The following is a 17,288-nucleotide window of genomic DNA, read 5'->3' on the forward strand; positions in this document are numbered from 1 at the left end:
CCGCCGGGTGCCGGGAAGAGGTCGGACTTCGCAGGCTCGATCGATCCGGGACTTTCGAAACTTCGAACGCGGTCGGCGGCTAGCGGCAGGTCAGCCGGAACGCCGTGAAGTCGGCGTGGAATCCGGCATCGACCAGGTCCACGGTATGGATGCCCGCCATCGCCCCGGTGAAGCGCAGCTTGGAGCCGTGGTCGTCGGACAGCCGCGTGAAGTCGAGGGGCGGGCCGACCTGCGTACGTACGCCGTCCCGTACGTACCAGAAGCGCGCCTCGGCGCCGTCGATCGTCGCGCCCAGGGTGAGCGGGGCGTCGGTCCCGATCTCGACCAGCGCCGCCTGCCGGGTGCCGTCCTCGTCGCGCTCCGTCAGGCTGAGCACGGTGCGCCCGGCCCGGGGGCCGTGCCACTGCTGGCCCTGCTGCCGTTCCCCCTCGGGCTCGGCCCAGGCCACGTCGAGGCTCAGATACGCCTCGGTGTTGTACCAGAGGATCAGCCCGGCGGCCTGGGTGAACGTGCGGGGCGAGGCATCGACGGTGACCTCCGCCTCCGCGCGGTGCTCGGTGATCCGCTGGGCGAGCAGACTGTGCGCCCACCGCGACTCGGGCCCGTGCCGGCCGCGCAGCCGGATCCAGCCGGGGCGGGTGGTGGTGTCGGCCCAGGAGGGGTCGGGGGCCACACGGAGGGTGCTCCACGGCCAGCCCAACGGCTCGGCGGGAGTGGTCGGTTGAGGACCTGGTCGGGGCGGTGCCACTGGTGTCGTCCGAGTTGTTGACAGGCCGATTGCTGGTACGTCGGTTGTTGGTACGTCGACCTCGACCGCCGGATGATGACCGCCGTGCGCCAACCGGGGCCACCCGTCCGCGTCCCAAGTGACCGGCTGGATCGCGGTCTCCCGGCCGAGGGTGCAGCGCGGTCCCGCCGGGGTGTGCAGCGGGCGGGCCGTGAGATGGCTCAACACCCAGTGTCCGGAGGGGGTTTGGAGCAGTTCACCGTGTCCGGCCTTCTGCAGCGGCAGCGACGGATCGTCCCGTGAGGTCAGCAGCGGGCGGTCGTCGAGCTCGTACGGGCCGGTGAGCGCTCTGCTGCGGGCGACTCGTACACCGTGCTCGAAACCGGTTCCGCCCTCCGCGAGCACCAGGTAGTACGAGCCGTCCTTGTGCAGCAACTTCGGCCCCTCGATGAGGCGTTCGTGCTGGAGGAGGAGGTGGGTGTCACCGACGGGCGCGAGTGTTCCGCGGTCCAGTTCGGTCAGGACGATGCCGGCGAAACGGCTGCCGCCCGGGCGGTGGTCGTTCTGCAGGTTGAGCAGCCAGAGGCGGCCCTCGTGGTGGAAGAGGGCGGGGTCGAAGCCGTGGCTCGGGATGCGGCGCGGGGCTGTCCACCTGCCGCTCACATCGGTGGCCGTACTGACGTACACGTCCGTGTCGAAGTACGGCGTCCCGACCGAGCGCACGATCGCGTACACCACCCAGAACCGCTCGCCGTCCCAGCTCAGCGAGGGTGCCCAGACGCCGCCCGAGTCGGGGACCCCGGCCAGCGAGTCGCCGGGGGCCGCGCCCTGGACATGGCCCGCGTACTCCCAGTGCGCGAGGTCCCGGGAGCGGTGGACCGGGATCGTCGGGAACCACTCGAAGGAACTGGTCGCCACGTAGTACCGGTCGCCGACCCGGACCATCGAGGGGTCGGGGGCGAAGCCGCGGATGACGGGGTTGTGCAGCAGCGTCACTTGAGGGCTCCGAGCGTGACGCCGGTGCGCCAGTAGCGGCGCATGGCGACCATCATGATCGCCATCGGGACGATGGAGAGCAGCGCCCCGGTCAGGACGAGGCTGGTGAGGTCGACACCGGATTCGAGGCGTTTTCCGGACCAGTTGTACAACCCCAGGTTGAGGGTCCAGTTCTCCTCCCCGCGCAGCACCGTGAGCGGGAGGAAGAAGGCGTTCCAGGTGTTGACGAAGGCGAGCAGGAAAACGGTCGCGCCGCCCGTCGTCATCATCCGCAGCACGATGCTGAAGAAGATGCGCAGTTCGCCGGCGCCGTCGATCCGGGCGGCCTCGAGAAGCTCGTACGGGATCGTCGCCTCGGTGTAGACCTTCGCCAGATAGACGCTGAACGGGTTGATCAGGCAGGGGATCAGCATCGCCCAGGGCGTGTCGACCAGGCCGATCTCCGAGAACAGCAGATAGAGGGGGAGCGTGAGCAGGGCGATCGGGATCAGGAACGAGCCGACCACGCACGCGAACACCAGGTTGCGGCCCGGGAATTGGAAGCGGGCGAGGCCGTAACCGGTTGCGAGGGCGAGCAGTGTGCCGCCCAGGGAGCCGACTCCCGCGTACAGGAGGGAGTTCGCGGTCCAGCGGAGGAAGATGCCGTTCTCGTAGGTGAACAGCTGGTGCAGGTTGTCCCAGAGGTGCCAGCCGGAGAACCAGAGGCCGTTCGACTGGTACAGCCCCGTGCGGTCCTTGGTGGCGGCGACGATCAGCCACCAGACCGGGAACAGGCTGTAGACGCTCGCCAAGGTCAGGCCGAGGAGCAGGAAGCGCTGGCCGCCGCGGCCGGCCGGATCGGGGCGGGTGAGACGTCGTACGGTGTGCGGCTTGGTGCGCTCTTCGGTGAGCGTCATCAGTCGGCCTCCCTCGAAGTCAGCCGGTAGAAGAGGAAGGAGGCGACGCCGAGTATCAGCGCGAGCAGCACCGAAAGGGCCGCCGCGTAGTGGTAGTTGCCGGCGTTGAACGCCTGGTTGTAGATGATCATGATCGGGGTGAAGCTGTCGCTGACCGTCTGCGGGGTGATGTTCCGGAACAGCGCGGGCTCGTTGAAGATCTGCAGCATCTGGATGATCGACAGCATGCCGGTGAGGACCAACGCGCCGCGCACGTAAGGGATTTTGATGCTGAGCGCGATCCGCCGCTCGGACGCGCCGTCCAGCCGCGCCGCCTCGAACAGCTCGCGCGGGACGCCCTGGAGCGCCGAGTAGATGATCACCATGTTGTAGCCGACCCCGTGCCAGGTGAGCAGGTTGCCGATGGACGGCCACACCATGGACGGCGCGAAGAAGTTCCAGTCGAGGCCGAAGACCTTGCCGAGCGGCGTCAGCGGGCCGACGTCCGGGCTGTACAGGTTGATCCAGACGAGCGCGGCGACCACGCCGGGGATCATGTACGGCACCAGGAGGAGGATGCGGAAACGGCCCGCGACCTTCGAGGTGAGCGCGTCCAGGAACAGGGCCAGCGCGAGGCTGATGAGCAGCATCACCGGGATCTGCACGCACGCGAACAGCACGACCCGGAGCACCGAGCCCATGAACGCCGAGTCGGTCAGGCCCTGTTGGTAGTTGTCCAGCCCCGAGAACCTCTCCGTGGAGCCGCTGAGCCCGAGGCCGGACTGCTGCTCACGGTAGAGGGACTGGTAGACCGCGTACCCGATCGGAAGCAGGTACAGGAAGACGAAGCCGAGCTGGAAGGGCACCGTGAACGCGGCGCCCTTCCAGCGCAGTGAGCGGGTCATCGGTTCTCGTCCCCGGCCTCTAGCCCTCGACGCTGATGCCGCGGGACTTCAGGTCCTTGACCGTCCACTCCTGCATGTGCGCCAGCAGGTCGGTCACCTTCTGCTGCTTGTTGACGACCTTCGCCCAACCGGCCTGCATCTCCGTGAACATGGCCGTCCAGTCCGGGCCGAAGGTCCAGTCCGTGGTGACCGTGCCCAGGCTGTCGGTGACGATCTTCTGGGCCGGCTCGTAGTTCTTGCCCAGCAGCTTGTCGGAGATCGCGTCCGCGACATACGAGTTGCTGTTCTTGAGGGCCGGCATCACGCCGTTGCCGGTGGTCGGGCTGGCCATCGTCTTGACCGCGCCCGTGTCGGTGGACATCCACAGGGCGGCCTCGGCGGCCTGCTCGACGTACTTGCACTGCTTCGTCACCAGCGTCACGCTGCCGGTCAGGTTGGTGCCGGCCGGGGTCTTCGCCGCCTCGCCCTGGAACGTCGGCCAGGGCGAAAGCGCCCACTCGCCGAAGGACTTGGTGAAGTTCTGCACCATGCCCGCCATCTGCCAGGTGGAGATCTGCCGGGTCGCGGTGCCGCCGTTGTCGTAGTTGCGCTGCACGGCCGCGTAGTCCGCGAACGACAGCTTGGAGTTGAGGTCGTTGTCGATGATCTCCTGGATCACCTTGGCGGCCTTGAGGGTGCCCGCGTCCTGGAAATCCACCTTCCAGGAGTTGCCGTCGATCGAGTACCAGTGGGCGCCGGCCTGCATGGCGAGCACCTCCAGGGTGCTGGGATCCTCACCGGCGTAGTTGGTGATCTTGACGCCGTGCTTCTTGAGCACCTTGCCGGCAGCTATGAACTCGTCCCAGGTGGTGGGGGGCTTGACGCCGTACTTGGTGAAGATGTCGGTGCGGTAGATCGTGAAGTTGGGGGCCGAGCTGGTGGGAACGCCGTAGCTCTTGCCCTGCACCTGCGCGCTCGCCCACGAACCGGCGTTGAACTTGTCCTTGCTCGCGTCGACGTACTGGCTGATGTCGGCGAGCGCGCCCTGCGAGACCCAACTCGTCACGTACTCGGCGGTGTTCTGCACCAGGCACGGCGCGTTGCCCGCCTTGACCGCGTTGGTCAGCTGCTTCTGCATCGTCAACTGGTCGGTGACCTTGGTGTACTTCAGCTTGACGTCCTTGTGCGAGGCGTTGAACGCCTTGACGACCGCCTCCTGGCCGTTGGCCCAGCCCCAGAAGGGGAGGGTGACCGGGCCGGAGGACTTGGCGCCTTCTCCCGAGTCCGAACCACCGCAGGCGGTGAGCAGACCCGTCAGCGCGAGACCGGCGACGGCGGCTTGGGCGAACCTTCTCCGGGGGCTGGTGAAGTTCATCTGACCCTGTTCCTTCGGGGATCGGGCGTTCTCAGAACGAGAGGACGGCGGCTCGGAGGCGCTGGCCGGAAACGGCGGCCGGACAACCGGTCGGCACGCGGTTGCGGAGAACCGGCCAAGCGGAAGATGTAGTAAGCGGTTGCCGTGAAGGTAGGCGGTTCTGTCCGGCTTGGGCAAGGGGTGTGCCGGAAATAATTACGTCACGGGTGGAAATGCGCTGGTGAGGAGGAGAAAACGGTTACGAAACGAGACGCAGGCCAACTGTCGCGGAGGGGATGGAGGGCGCGGTCAGCCCCTCGGCGGTGGCTGAACCGAGTTGCGTACGACCACATGCGTGCCGAGGACCAGGTGGTCGCCGTCGGCGCCCTTGCGGCGGCCCGCGCCGCCCTCGCGCCGGTCGGCCACCGCGCGCAGCGCCACCCGGCCCATCTCCTCGTACGGGACGTGCACGGTGGTCAGTTGGGGTGTGAGCTGGGACGCGAGCGGGATGTCGTCGTAGCCGACGATGGAGACGTCGTCGGGCACGCGCAGTCCCGCGGCCCGCAGTGCCTGCATCGCGCCGGCCGCCACGACGTCCGTCCCGGCCAGGACGGCCGTGAAGTCCGGGGTCTCGTGCAGGGCGGTCTCGACGGCCCTGTAGCCGTGCTCGTCGTCGTAGGAGCCGTGCCGCACGAGGCCCGGATCGAAGGGCACGCCGTACGCCTCGAACGCCCGCTGGGCGCCCCTCAACCTGCCCTGCGCCGTCGTGAGTTCGGCCGGTCCGGGCAGGATCAGCACCCTGCGGTGGCCGGCCGACAGGAGGTGGCTGGCCATGGCGTAGGCGCCGCCCTCGTTGTCGTAGTCGACCGTCGTGGCGGGCACGTCGCCCTCCAGCGGCGGGCGGCCGACCAGGACGAGGTGGGAGCCCGCGGCGTCGAGGGAGCGGGCGAAGCGGGCCATCCGGAGCTGGTACTCGTCGTAGTCGTAGGCGCCGCCCAGGAGGACGACGGCCGCCACGCCCTGCTGGCGCATGAGGTTGACCAGAGCCAGTTCGCGCTCCGGGTCGTCGCCCGTCGTGCCGACCAGTGACAGCCAGCCGCGGAGCGTCGCCGCGCCCTCCACACCCTTCGCCACGTGGGCGAACGCCGCGCCGGTGATGTTGTTGATGAGGATCGCGACCGTGGGAGTACCGCCGCCGGCCAGGGAACGGGCGTGGGCGTTGGTGACGTAGTCCAGGTCCCGGACCACCTTCATCACCCGGCGGCGCAGGTCCTCCGACACCGGGTAGTTCCCGGACAGCACGCGCGAGACGCTGGCCACGGAGACGCCCGCGCGCTCCGCGACGTCGCGGATGGTGGCGCGGGTGGTGTCGCCGGGCGTCTTGCGCTGACTCACCGGGGGCTCCTTCGTCGGGCGGGTTGGAGAGTGGGGGAACCGTATCCCAGATTGTTTCTCGCAGGCCTGGCCTGTGGATAAGGGTGCCGCCCCTGCCGTCATGCCACACGGGCCATGTCCGCCTGCCGTACCTCGTGCAGCAGCGGCAGAGCCGAGCCCAGCCGTTCCAGCTCTTCCGCGACGATGCGGCCCAGGCGCTCCAGTTCGGTGCCCAGGGAGCCTGCGATGTGGGGGGTGAGGAAGACGTTGGGGAGGCGGTAGAGGGGGGAGCCGGCGGGGAGGGGCTCGGGTTCCGTAACGTCCAGGACCGCGTGCAGGCGGCCCGAGACCAGCTCGGCGGTGAGTGCTTCCGGGTCGATCAGGGCGCCGCGTGACGTGTTGATCAGGACGGCGCCGTCCCGGATGAGCGCCAGGCGGGGCGCGTCCAGCATGCGGTAGGTCTCGGGGATGTCGGGGGCGTGCAGGGTCACGATGTCGCTGTGTTCGAGCAGGTCGTCGAGGGGGACCAGCTCGGCGCCCAGGGCTGCCGCCTCGGTGGAACTCACATACGGATCGTGCAGGAGGACCGTGAAGTCGAAGGGACGCAGCAGGTCGAGGAGGCGGCGGCCCACCCGGGAGGCTCCGATCACGCCGACGCGGCGGCCCACGTTCCCCGTGGTCGAGGTCTCGGCGGGGGAGGGGTAGGTGTGGGTGACGCGGAAGCGCTCCCGGTGGGCGAAGGTGTCCTTGCCGGTCAGCAGGATCATCGCGAGCGTGTACTCGGCGACCGGCAGGGCGTTGCCCGTCACCGCGCTGGAGACGGTGACGCCGTGCTCCCACAGGGCCTCGCCCACCAACGCCCGCACCGAGCCGGCGGCGTGCAGGACGGTGCGCAGGCGCGGGGCGGCGGACAGGACCTCGGCGTCGAGGCGGGGGCAGCCCCAGCCGGTGATCAGCACCTCGGCGGTGGCCAGGGCCTTCGCGGCCTCCGGAGTGGTGAAGTCCCGTACCACCAGCGCCGGGTCGAGCTCGGACGCCAGCTTCAGCCGCGCCATCACCGGCGGCGGGAAGAGGAGGGGCAGGTGCACGGGGTCCATCGCGAACACTGCACGCGGAGGGCGAGGGGTGGCGGCCGCCTGCGGATGGGGGTGCGGGTGCGGGTGGGCATGGGGCTGCTCGTGGGGGTTGGGCATGGCTCTCCTGTGGCGCACTGGTGACAGGGGCGTGGAAACAGTTTCTGAAAGCGCCTTCTACCGTAGATCTGCGGTGAAGCGACGGTCAATCGGTAGGTGGAGGGCTGGGTGGAGGAGGGGCTGGGAGGCCTTGGTGCTCTCCTGGGCCGCTCCTGGTGGCCTTCGGGCGAAATCGCTTACCGAGGTTTCTGGTGGGGGTCGGCCTCGGAGCGGCGTCATCGGCAACCGGTTGCCGCACTGACCAGCACCGTAGCCACATGACCCCCCTCCGCTCGCCCCACCCACTGTTTTCGAAAGTTCGTCAGGCCCCTTGACGTGCGATGCACTCGGACGGAAGCTCCCTGCCACACGGGTAGCAACCGGTTCCCGAAACACACGCACGTCGCATCCACCTCCCGGCGCGTGCCCGAGTTCCGTCATCCATCTCAGCGAAGAGAGTGGGTAGTTCATGCGCACCCAGGCCGGTGCTCCGTTGAACCGCCGCCGGTTTCTCGCCCTCTCGGCGGCCGGTGCCACGGTCGGCGCGGCGTCACTGAGCGGCTGTGCGATGCAGGTGTCGAGCGGGGTGAGCGGTTCCGGCGAGACCGTCACGGTCATGGCCAAGGGCGACGACCTCTCACCGGAACTGATCAAGCAGGCCCAGCAGGACATCGGCGTCAAGATCAACACGGTGCTGTTCAGCACCAGCAAGCTGATCGCGATGATGACCAACGGCAATCCGCCGGACCTGGTGCGCGGCATCGGCGCAGTGGACGCCCCGTACTACGCGGCCCGAGGGGTGATGGAGGACCTGGACCCGTACTTCGCCAAGAGCTCGGTTCTCCGGGTGGACGACCTGGATCCGGTCAACGACCTGTGGCGTTACGACGGCCGCACGCAAGGCAAGGGCCCGCGCTACGGCATGGCGAAGGACTTCTCGCAGGACTCCATGTTCTGGTACAACACCGCGCTGTTCGACCAGGCGGGCGTCGGCTATCCGCCGGAGCTGGAGCCGGTCACGTACGAGGACTGGCTGGACACGGCCAAGCGGCTCACCCGGCGCAAGAACGGTCAGACGACCGTGTTCGGCGGCAGCTACAACGGTGTGTCCACGCTCAACATGCTGGCCGGCCTGACCGTTTCGGCCGGCGGCAGTCTCTTCAACGACGACTTCTCCAGGCTCGACTTCACGAGCCCGGAGGCCCGCAAGGCGCTCGGCTGGTACATCGAGTACTGCCGGACCAGGGTCGGCCCGAGCATCGTCCAGCCCGACCCCAACGCCTGGGACGGCCCCACCTTCCAGGCCGACCGGCTGGCCATGTCCAACTCGGGCTACTGGCTGGGCGGCCTGATCAACGCCGACAAGAAGCTGGCGCCGCTGGCCCGGCTGGCCCCCGCCCCGGTGTTCGAGGGCGGCAGGCGGATCAGTCCTTGTCAGGCCGGTACCGGCTTCTGGATTCCCAGCAAGTCCCACAACAAGGACGCCGCCTGGCGGGTCTTCGAGTGGTTCTTCGGCGAGGCACCGGCCAAGGCGCGGGCCTCCGGCGGCTGGGGCATCCCGACGCTGAAGTCGTTGCGGTCGCTGATGCCTGCTCAGGAGAGCTATCAGCAAGGGGAGTTGAAGGTTCAGGAGGCCGAGCTGAAGCACTACTCGGTGATCGCCTTCACGCCGTACGCCACCGCCGACTCGCTCCTGGGCCTCTTCAACCAGATCGCACCCGCCGCCATGAACGGTGCGATGTCCGTCGACACCCTCGCGCGGCGCCTGAACTCGGCCATGAACGATCAGCTCAAGCGCGGTAAGGAGCAGGTGGGATGACGGTCGATCAGATAACTACGGTCGCCGACCGGCGCGGCTCCGTTCCGGCCGCGGGCCAGGCCCGGGGACGGCCGCGGACGTCGATCGCCGTGCGCAGGCATCGGGCGTTCTACATGTTCGCCTCGCCCTGGATCGCCGGCTTCGTGCTGCTGACCATCGCCCCGATGGCGTACGCGCTGTGGCTGAGCTTCACCACCTTCGACGGGATCTCGCCCAGGTGGCACTACGTCGGGTTCGGCAACTACCGGGAGCTGTTCACTGACTCGCAGACCTGGAAGTCCCTCGGCCGTACAGGGCTGTTCGCGATCACCTCGGTGCCGTTGTCGATCGTCGCGGGGCTCGGGCTCGCCGTGCTCGTCAACCGGCCGGTCAAGGCGCGCGGGCTGTTCCGCACCCTGCTCTATCTGCCGGCCGTGGTGCCGCCGGTGGGCGCGGGCATCGCGTTCAAGCAGCTCTTCGACCAGAACTCCGGTGCCACCAACGGGGTGTTGAACCTCTTCGGCATCGACGCCCTGGGCTGGCTCGCCGATCCGTACGCCCGCTACGTGCTCATCATGACGGTGCTCTGGACGGCGGGGAACATCATGATCATCTCGCTGGCCGGGCTCCAGGACATTCCCCGGGAGCTGCTGGAGGCGGCCCGCATCGACGGTGCGAGCGCGTGGCGGAGCTTCCGGAGCATCACGGTGCCGCTGCTGTCGCCGGTGCTGCTGTTCCAGACCGTGACCGGCGTCATCGCCTCGGTGCAGACCATCATGCCGCTGCTGCTGGCGCCCGACCCGACTCCGGCCGGAATCACCGCCCTTCCGCAGTCCAACTACCTCTACATGATGCATGTGTTCGCGGAGTACTTCGCGTTCGGCCGCTACGGCTACGCCTCCGCGCTGCTGTGGGTGCTCTTCGTCCTGATCCTCGTCGTGACCGGACTGATCTTCAGGGTCACGTCCGGCGTGGTGTTCTACAACGTCGACCCGGAGGCGAAGAAGTGACCGCCACCAGCCCGATCGCCAGGTCCGCGCCCCGGGTGCGGGTGAACCGTCTCGTCCTCTACACCGTCCTCGTAGTGATCACGGGACTCTTCCTGGGCCCGTTCGGCTGGCTGGTGCTCTCCGGCCTGAAGACCCCCGCCGAACTCGCCGCCTCACCCGTCCACTGGCTGCCCGCCCACGTCCAGTGGCACAACTTCGCCGACGCCTTCAACCTCATCGACTTCCTCGGCTACGCCCGCAACTCCCTGGTCATCGCCCTCATTTACGCCACCCTCGTCACCCTGAGCTCCGCCTGGGTCGGCTTCGGCTTCGCCCGGCTCGAAGCCCCCGGCAGGAAGACCCTTTTCGGCATCCTGCTCGGCTCGATGATGCTCCCGCAGATGATCACCCTGCTGCCGACCTATCTGATCTTCGCCAAGCTCGGCATGGTCGACACGTACTGGCCGTGGGTGCTGTGGGGCCTGTCCTCCGCCCCCTATCTCGTCTTCCTCTTCCGGCAGTTCTTCGCCGGACTGCCGCGTGAGCTGGAGGAGGCGGCGATCGTCGACGGCTGCGGCTACGCCGGGATCTTCTGGCGGATCTTCCTGCCGCAGTCCTGGCCGGTCCTCTCCGCGAGCTTCGTCATCGCCTTCACCTGGACCTGGGGCGACTACATCGCCCCGCAGCTGCTGCTGTCCACCGACCGCACCACCCTCGCCGTCGCGGTGATGTCGACGTACGTCACCTCGGCCGGCACGCCGGTCACCAACCTGCAGGCCGCCGCCTCGGTCATGTACGTCGTCCCGATCCTCCTCATCTTCCTCGTCGCCCAGCGGGGCTTCGTCGCCGGCATGTCGACGTCCGGTCTCAAGTAGCCCTCCCCACCGACCTGTTGCAAGGAGTCACCCATGAACACGCCCTTGTCGCGCCGCGGCGCCCTGCAGGCCGCCGGTGCCACCGTGCTCGCCGCCGGCCTCTCGGGCGGCCTGACCGCCACGGCCGCCCACGCGGACGACACCAACTCCGCGCCCAAGTTGGTCACTTACCCCCGGCCGTCCACCATGCCGACCAACACCAGCTTCAAGGTACGGGTGCGCACCGCCCCGGACGGCGACTGGCAGACCCTGGACATCTACCGGCCGCAACTGGAGGAGATCAACCCGAGCACCGGCTCCGGCAAGGTCTACAACTCCTCGATGGTGTACTTCGACTTCCAGGGATCCGTCGAGATCGAGGTGACCTACCTCAAGGGCGGCACCACCAAGGCCCGGGTGAGACCGGACTCGTACGGCATCAAGCTCGAACTCGGCGGCGACACCCTGGTGTTCACGCTCGACGAGCCCAAGGACCTCGTCGTCCAGATCAACGACGAGATCTTCGACTGCCTGCACATCATCACCAACCACGTCGAGCGCCACGCGTGCAGCGCCGACGACCCGGACGTCATCTACTTCGGCCCCGGCGTGCACACCGTCACGGGCAACGTCCTCACCGTCCCGAGCGGCAAGACGGTCTACCTCGCGGGCGGGGCCGTGCTGCAGGCGCAGGTGTTCTTCAAGAACGTGGAGAAGGCGGCTCTCAAGGGGCGCGGCATGCTCAACGCCGGTCCCGGCGGGATCCTCTGCGAGGGAAGCAGGAACATCCGCGTCGAGGACGTCATCATCATGAACCCGAACGGCTACGCGGGCACGTTCGGCATGAGCGAGAACGTCCACGTCAGGAAGGCACGTGCCTTCAGCTCGAAGGGCAATGGAGACGGTTTCGACGTCTTCTCCTCGACCGGGATCGTCTTCGACGGCTGTTTCATGCGCAACTCCGACGACTGCTTCGCCATCTACTGCCACCGCTGGGACTACTACGGCGACACCCGCGACATCACCATCCAGAACTGCACCCTGTGGGCCGATGTCGCCCACCCGATCAACGTCGGCACGCACGGCAACAGCGACGCCCCCGAGACGCTGGAGAACCTGGTCATCAGGAACATCGACGTCCTCGACCACCGCGAGCCCCAGATGAACTACCAGGGCTGCATCGCCCTCAACCCCGGCGACTCCAACCTCATCAAGAACGTCCACATCGAGGATGTCCGTATCGAGGACTTCCGCTGGGGCCAGGTCATCTACATGAAGGTGATGTTCAACCCGAAGTACAACACCTCGGTCGGACGCGGTGTCGAAGACGTTTACGTCAAGAACCTCAGCTACACGGGCACGCACGCCAACCCGTCGCTCTTCCTCGGCTACGACGCCGACCACGCCATCAAGAACGTCACCTTCGAGAACCTGGTGATCAACGGCGTCGTCATCGCGGACTCGATGAAGAAGCCCAGCTGGTACTACACGACCGACGCCATCCAGTGGTTCTACAACGAGCACGTGACGAACCTGAAGTTCATCACGACCGCCGAGGCCGAGGCGGCCACCGCGTCATGAGCCTCCCCGTCACGAGCCGCCGGGGCTTCCTCGGCGGCACGGCGGGCCTGCTGCTGGCGGCGCGCGCGAGCGGACTGCTCGCGCCCGGCCGCGCACAGGCCGCCGAGAACGAGAACGACACCGGTACCAGGGCCTTCACGCACCCCGGCCTCCTCCACACCGACGCCGACCTCGCGCGCATGAAGGCGGCCGTCGCCGCCAGGCAATCGCCGGTCTACGACGGCTACTTGGCGCTCGCCGCCCACGCTCGCTCGCAGTCGACGTACACCGTCCAGAACACCGGACAGATCACCTCCTGGGGTCGCGGCCCCGCCAACTTCCAGAACCAGGCCGTCGCCGACTCGGCCGCCGCCTACCAGAACGCCCTCATGTGGGCCGTCACCGGCAACCGCGCCAACGCCGACAAGGCACGCGACATCCTGAACGTCTGGTCGGCCTCGCTGACCATGGTCACCGGCGCCGACGGCCCGCTCGGCGCCGGACTTCAGGCCTTCAAGTTCGTCAACGCGGCCGAGCTGCTCCGCCACACCGGTTACGACGGCTGGGCGGATGCCGACATCGCGAGCTGCGAGCGGTCGTTCCTGGACGTCTGGTATCCGGCCGTCTCGGGCTACATGCTCTACGCCAACGGCAACTGGGACCTGACGGCCCTTCAGACCACCCTGGCCATCGGCGTGTTCTGCGAAGAGCCCGTTCTCTTCGAGGATGCCCTGCGCTTCGCCGCGGCCGGCGCGGGCAACGGCAGCATCCCGCACCGCGTCGTCACCGACGCCGGCCAGGGCCAGGAGGCCGGCCGCGACCAGGGCCACGAACAGCTCGCCGTCGGCCTCACCGGCGACATCGCCCAGGTCGCCTGGAACCAGGGCGTCGACCTGTGGGCCTACGACGACAACCGCATTCTCGCCAACTTCGAGTACACCGCCCGCTACAACCTCGGCGGCGACGTCCCCTTCACCCCCGACCTCGACCGCACCGGCAAGTACATCAAGAAGACGGTTTCCGCGACCGGCCGCGGCACCCTGCCGCCCATCTACGAGATGGCCTACGCCCACTACACCGGCGTCCGCGGCCTCGATGCCCCCTACACCAAGGCCGCCGTCTTCCGCGGCACCGGTGGCACCCGCGTCGTCGAGGGCAGCAACGACGACCTGCCCAGCTGGGGCACCTTCACCTACGCCGGCACCACGGCCCCCGCGCCGACCGCGCCCACCGCCCCGGCCGGCGTCACCGCGACCGGCATCGACAAGTCCGTCACGGTGAGCTGGCTGCCGTCCGCCTGGGCAAGCACGTACACCGTCCGGAGGGCGAGCAAGCCCGAGGGCCCGTACGAGGAGATCGTCCGCGGTCTCGACAAGCCGACGTATGCCGACCGTGACGTACGCCCGGGCCGGACGTACCACTACACGGTCACCGCCGCCAACTCCCAAGGAAGCAGCGGGGATTCAAGAGCCGCGTCGGCCGCCGCCGGCCTCCCCGCCCCCTGGTCCACCCAGGACCTCGGCGACGTGCAGATCCCGGGCTCCGCCGCCTTCGACGGCGAACGCTTCGTCCTGGAGGCGAGCGGCACCGCCGACAACTACCGCCTCGCCCACCTGCCACTGCGCGGCGACGGCACGGTGACCGCGCGGATCGTGTGGCCGCTCAGCTCGCAGTACTCCAAGATCGGCGTAACCGTGCGCGACTCGCTCGACGCCGACGCGCCACACGCCGCCATGCTGATCCAGGGGCTGCCGCTGCACACCTGGAGCGGGGTGTGGAGCGTACGGGCGTCGGCCGGGGCGGACGTCTCGAACACCGGCAGCACACCGGTCCCGCCCTCCCAGCAGGACGCGATCACCGTGAACGCGTCCTTCCCGATCTCCAGCCTCGGCACCCTCCCCGAGTCGGCGACCCCGCTGGAGGCCCCGTACGTCGAGGGCGCGGGCGACGGCTATCGCCTTCGGGCGCCGTACTGGGTGCGGGTGACCCGTAAGGGCCGCCGCTGCAGGGGCGAGATCTCCCCGGACGGCATCCGGTGGACCGAAGTCGGCTCCACCGAGGTCGAGTTGGGGCGCACGACGTACGCCGGACTGGTCCTCACCTCGTGCCTCGGCGTCGACGAGGAGTACGCCGAGACCGGCACCGGCGCCTTCGACAACGTCACCGTGACGTCGGCCGCGGGGGAGGTGTGGTCAGTGCCGCGCCCCGCCGTTGCCGCCCCCGACCTCACCGCGACCGTTGGTGCGGATGCGGTGGAGCTGGCCTGGACCGATCCGGACCTGTCCGCCCGCTTCAAGGTCCTGCGGGCCGAGGGCGCGGGCGAGTCGTTCCACACCATCGCCACCGGCATCGGCGCCGTCGGCTTCGGCACCCGCGTGCGGTACACGGACGCCACGGGCACGCCCGGGACGACGTACCACTACGCCGTCGCGAAGACGAACAGCGGCGGGCGCGGCCCGCTCTCGGAACCCGCGGCCGCACGGATGCCGACGCCGACCACACCCCAACTCGCCTCCGCCGCAACGGCCTTCGCCAACAAGGGAGTCCCCTTCCGGCACCTCCTGCGCGCCACGCACGAGCCCGTCCGCTTCACCGCCGACGGCCTCCCCGACGGACTGCGCCTCGACAGGCGCACCGGCCTGATCTCCGGAATCCCGCGCGAGACAGGCGAGTTCACCGTCACCACCACCGCCGGCAACGCGGCCGGAGACGGCACCGCCACCCTCACCCTCACTGTCGGCACACCGCCACCCGTCCCGTGGACCTACGGCGACCTCGGCGACGTGATCCTCGACGACCGCGCCTACGGGACGCTCGGCGTGGTCGCGATCCGCACGCCGGGGAGCACGTCGTACGACGGCGGGGCCTTCACCGTGCGGGGCGCGGGTGTGGATCTGGCCGTCAACAACCAAGGAATGACAGGGCAGTTCGTACGGCGGCCCGTCAGCGGCGACTGCACGGTCACCGCCCGGCTCGTCTCCCGCACCGGAGCCACCGCTGACCGGGTCGGGCTGCTGATGGCCAAGTCGCTGTCGCCCTTCGATCAGGCCGCCGGAGCGATAGTGACCGGCGGGACCAGCGCACAGCTGATGCTGCGCAAGACCGTCGCCGGAGCCTCCGCCTTCTCCGGCGCGGCGACCGGCACCTCCCTCCAACTGCCCCTGCTGTTGCGGCTGAAGCGCACCGGGACCGTCTTCGCCGCGGCCGTCTCCACCGATGACGGCGCCACCTGGACCGACCTCGCCACAGGCGAGATCCCCGGCTTCGGTGACGCCCCCTATCACGTGGGCCTGGTGGTCTGCTCGCGCAACCCCCTGGCCCTCGGCACCACCGAGTTCGACGAGGTGAGCATCAACCCCGACTGATCCCCCCTGATCCCCCCACGGATTGGAGTCGCACCCATGAGCCGCACATCTCCCCACCAGCCCACCGAGACGGGCGAGTTGAGCCGCCGCGGTCTGCTGAGGACCGCCGGTGGACTCGGCGCCGCACTCGCCCTCGGCGGGTCCGCGGCGGCGCTGGCGGGCAGCACCGCCAGCGCCGCGCCCGCGACCTTCACCCACCCCGGCATGCTCCACAACGCCGGCGACATCAACCGCGCCAAGGTCAAGGTCGCCGCCGGCGCCGACCCCTGGCTCTCCGGCTGGAACAAGCTGACCGCCAACTCCCACTCGCAGTCCACCTGGACGCCGAACCCGCAGGCCACGATCATCCGCGGCGGCACCGGCGAGAACTACGGCATCCTCTACAACGACATCGCCGCCGCCTACCAGAACGCCCTGCGCTGGAAGGTCGGCGGCACGGCCGCCAACGGCGACACCGCCGTGAAGATCCTCAACGCGTGGTCGTCCACCCTGACCACCCTCACCGGGAACGCCGACCGGTTTCTCGCCGCCGGCATCTACGGCTGGGAGTTCTGCCAGGCCGCCGAACTCATGCGCGGCTACAGCGGGTTCGACCTCGCCGCCTTCCAGGACATGATGGTCAACGTCTTCTACCCGCTCAACAACAGCTTCCTGACCAACCACAACGACGCCTGCATCACCAACTACTGGGCCAACTGGGACCTGTGCAACATGGCCTCGGCCATGGCCATCGGGATCCTCACCGACGACGCCGCCAAGTACGACCAGGCCGTCACCTACTTCACGTCGGGCGCCGGAAACGGTTCCATCGAGCACGCGGTGCCGTACCTCTACACCGACTCGGACGGCTACGCCCTCGGCCAGTGGCAGGAGTCCGGCCGCGACCAGGGGCACACCGTCATGGGCATGGGCCAGATGGGCGCGATCTGCGAGATGGCCTGGAACCAGGGCGACGACCTGTACTCGTACGACGACCGCCGCTTCATGAAGGCCGCCCAGTACGTCGCCAAGTACAACCTCGGCCAGGACGTCCCCTACACCACCTACACCTGGGGTACCGGGCAGAACTGCGCCCAGTCCTCCCAGACGGTGATCGGCTCCGGCTCCCGCGGCCAGATCCGGCCCGTGTGGGCGATGCTCCACTTCCACTACAACCGCCGCCTGTACCTCGACGACAAATACATCTCCGCCATGTACTACGACCTCGTCGCCCCGGAGGGCGGCGGCGGGGACTACGGCTCCACCAGCGGCGGCTACGACCAGCTCGGCTTCGGCACGCTGATGTACGCGAAGTAACGCCGCGTAATCGGTTACCGAGAGTAGTCGATTACTTCGAGCGG

12 protein-coding genes are annotated in these 17,288 nt (G+C 68.7%); 6 read left to right on the forward strand and 6 right to left on the reverse strand.

The features are described 5' to 3' along the window. Window positions 1-79 precede the first annotated feature (79 nt). The 6 genes from ABZ848_RS26925 to ABZ848_RS26950 form a co-directional block, all read right to left on the reverse strand. Window positions 80-1,723 (reverse strand): family 43 glycosylhydrolase, encoded by a 1,644-nt coding sequence (locus ABZ848_RS26925; protein ID WP_360835932.1) that lies wholly within the window; start codon window positions 1,721-1,723, stop codon window positions 80-82. Further along, window positions 1,720-2,619, reverse strand: coding sequence for a carbohydrate ABC transporter permease (locus tag ABZ848_RS26930; RefSeq protein WP_360835934.1), 900 nt, complete (start codon window positions 2,617-2,619; stop codon window positions 1,720-1,722). Before ABZ848_RS26930 ends, ABZ848_RS26925 begins: the two co-directional genes overlap by 4 nt. Further along, window positions 2,619-3,503, reverse strand: coding sequence for a sugar ABC transporter permease (locus ABZ848_RS26935; protein WP_360835936.1), 885 nt, complete (start codon window positions 3,501-3,503; stop codon window positions 2,619-2,621). The genes ABZ848_RS26930 and ABZ848_RS26935 overlap by 1 nt, the downstream gene beginning before the upstream one ends. Before the next feature lie 19 nt (window positions 3,504-3,522). Then, a complete protein-coding gene (locus tag ABZ848_RS26940) occupies window positions 3,523-4,857 on the reverse strand; it encodes an extracellular solute-binding protein (RefSeq protein WP_360835938.1) in 1,335 nt (444 codons plus the stop codon). A gap of 288 nt (window positions 4,858-5,145) precedes the next feature. Continuing rightward, window positions 5,146-6,231 carry a LacI family DNA-binding transcriptional regulator gene (locus ABZ848_RS26945; protein WP_360835940.1) on the reverse strand — a complete coding sequence of 362 codons (1,086 nt, stop codon included), beginning with the start codon at window positions 6,229-6,231 and terminating at the stop codon, window positions 5,146-5,148. Between the two features lie 98 nt (window positions 6,232-6,329). Further along, complete coding sequence (locus ABZ848_RS26950; protein ID WP_360836238.1) at window positions 6,330-7,307, reverse strand: hydroxyacid dehydrogenase; 978 nt, start codon at window positions 7,305-7,307, stop codon at window positions 6,330-6,332. Window positions 7,308-7,851: 544 nt separating this feature from the next. Between ABZ848_RS26950 and ABZ848_RS26955 the strand changes: the two genes are divergently transcribed. From ABZ848_RS26955 to ABZ848_RS26980, 6 genes are read left to right on the forward strand one after another with little or no spacing between them, the layout of a single operon-like run. After that, window positions 7,852-9,201: an extracellular solute-binding protein gene (locus ABZ848_RS26955; protein WP_360835941.1), complete on the forward strand. Its 1,350-nt coding sequence runs from the start codon at window positions 7,852-7,854 to the stop codon at window positions 9,199-9,201. After that, entirely contained in the window at window positions 9,198-10,190 is a 993-nt protein-coding gene (locus tag ABZ848_RS26960) for a sugar ABC transporter permease (RefSeq protein ID WP_360835943.1), read from the forward strand. The genes ABZ848_RS26955 and ABZ848_RS26960 overlap by 4 nt, the downstream gene beginning before the upstream one ends. After that, window positions 10,187-11,044, forward strand: a complete 858-nt coding sequence (locus ABZ848_RS26965) for a carbohydrate ABC transporter permease (protein ID WP_360835945.1) — start codon at window positions 10,187-10,189, stop codon at window positions 11,042-11,044. The genes ABZ848_RS26960 and ABZ848_RS26965 overlap by 4 nt, the downstream gene beginning before the upstream one ends. A gap of 33 nt (window positions 11,045-11,077) precedes the next feature. Next, window positions 11,078-12,604, forward strand: a complete 1,527-nt coding sequence (locus ABZ848_RS26970) for a glycosyl hydrolase family 28 protein (RefSeq protein ID WP_360835946.1) — start codon at window positions 11,078-11,080, stop codon at window positions 12,602-12,604. Further along, window positions 12,601-15,948, forward strand: a complete 3,348-nt coding sequence (locus ABZ848_RS26975; protein WP_360835947.1) for a putative Ig domain-containing protein — start codon at window positions 12,601-12,603, stop codon at window positions 15,946-15,948. The genes ABZ848_RS26970 and ABZ848_RS26975 overlap by 4 nt, the downstream gene beginning before the upstream one ends. A 36-nt stretch (window positions 15,949-15,984) precedes the next feature. Further along, window positions 15,985-17,244: an alginate lyase family protein gene (locus ABZ848_RS26980; RefSeq protein WP_360835949.1), complete on the forward strand. Its 1,260-nt coding sequence runs from the start codon at window positions 15,985-15,987 to the stop codon at window positions 17,242-17,244. Window positions 17,245-17,288 lie beyond the last annotated feature (44 nt).

The organism is Streptomyces sp. NPDC047081 (assembly GCF_040643775.1).
In the GTDB taxonomy this organism is placed as follows: Bacteria; Actinomycetota; Actinomycetes; order Streptomycetales; family Streptomycetaceae; genus Streptomyces.

What these genes read in the sequence shown, in the direction of transcription:
- ABZ848_RS26955 (WP_360835941.1), top strand. Translation starts at nt 7,852, where the DNA reads ATGCGCACCCAGGCCGGTGCTCCGTTGAACCGCCGCCGGTTTCTCGCC.
- ABZ848_RS26980 (WP_360835949.1), top strand. Translation starts at nt 15,985, where the DNA reads ATGAGCCGCACATCTCCCCACCAGCCCACCGAGACGGGCGAGTTGAGC.
- ABZ848_RS26930 (WP_360835934.1), bottom strand. Translation starts at nt 2,619, where the DNA reads ATGACGCTCACCGAAGAGCGCACCAAGCCGCACACCGTACGACGTCTC.
- ABZ848_RS26940 (WP_360835938.1), bottom strand. Translation starts at nt 4,857, where the DNA reads ATGAACTTCACCAGCCCCCGGAGAAGGTTCGCCCAAGCCGCCGTCGCC.
- ABZ848_RS26935 (WP_360835936.1), bottom strand. Translation starts at nt 3,503, where the DNA reads ATGACCCGCTCACTGCGCTGGAAGGGCGCCGCGTTCACGGTGCCCTTC.
- ABZ848_RS26970 (WP_360835946.1), top strand. Translation starts at nt 11,078, where the DNA reads ATGAACACGCCCTTGTCGCGCCGCGGCGCCCTGCAGGCCGCCGGTGCC.
- ABZ848_RS26975 (WP_360835947.1), top strand. Translation starts at nt 12,601, where the DNA reads ATGAGCCTCCCCGTCACGAGCCGCCGGGGCTTCCTCGGCGGCACGGCG.
- ABZ848_RS26950 (WP_360836238.1), bottom strand. Translation starts at nt 7,307, where the DNA reads ATGGACCCCGTGCACCTGCCCCTCCTCTTCCCGCCGCCGGTGATGGCG.
- ABZ848_RS26960 (WP_360835943.1), top strand. Translation starts at nt 9,198, where the DNA reads ATGACGGTCGATCAGATAACTACGGTCGCCGACCGGCGCGGCTCCGTT.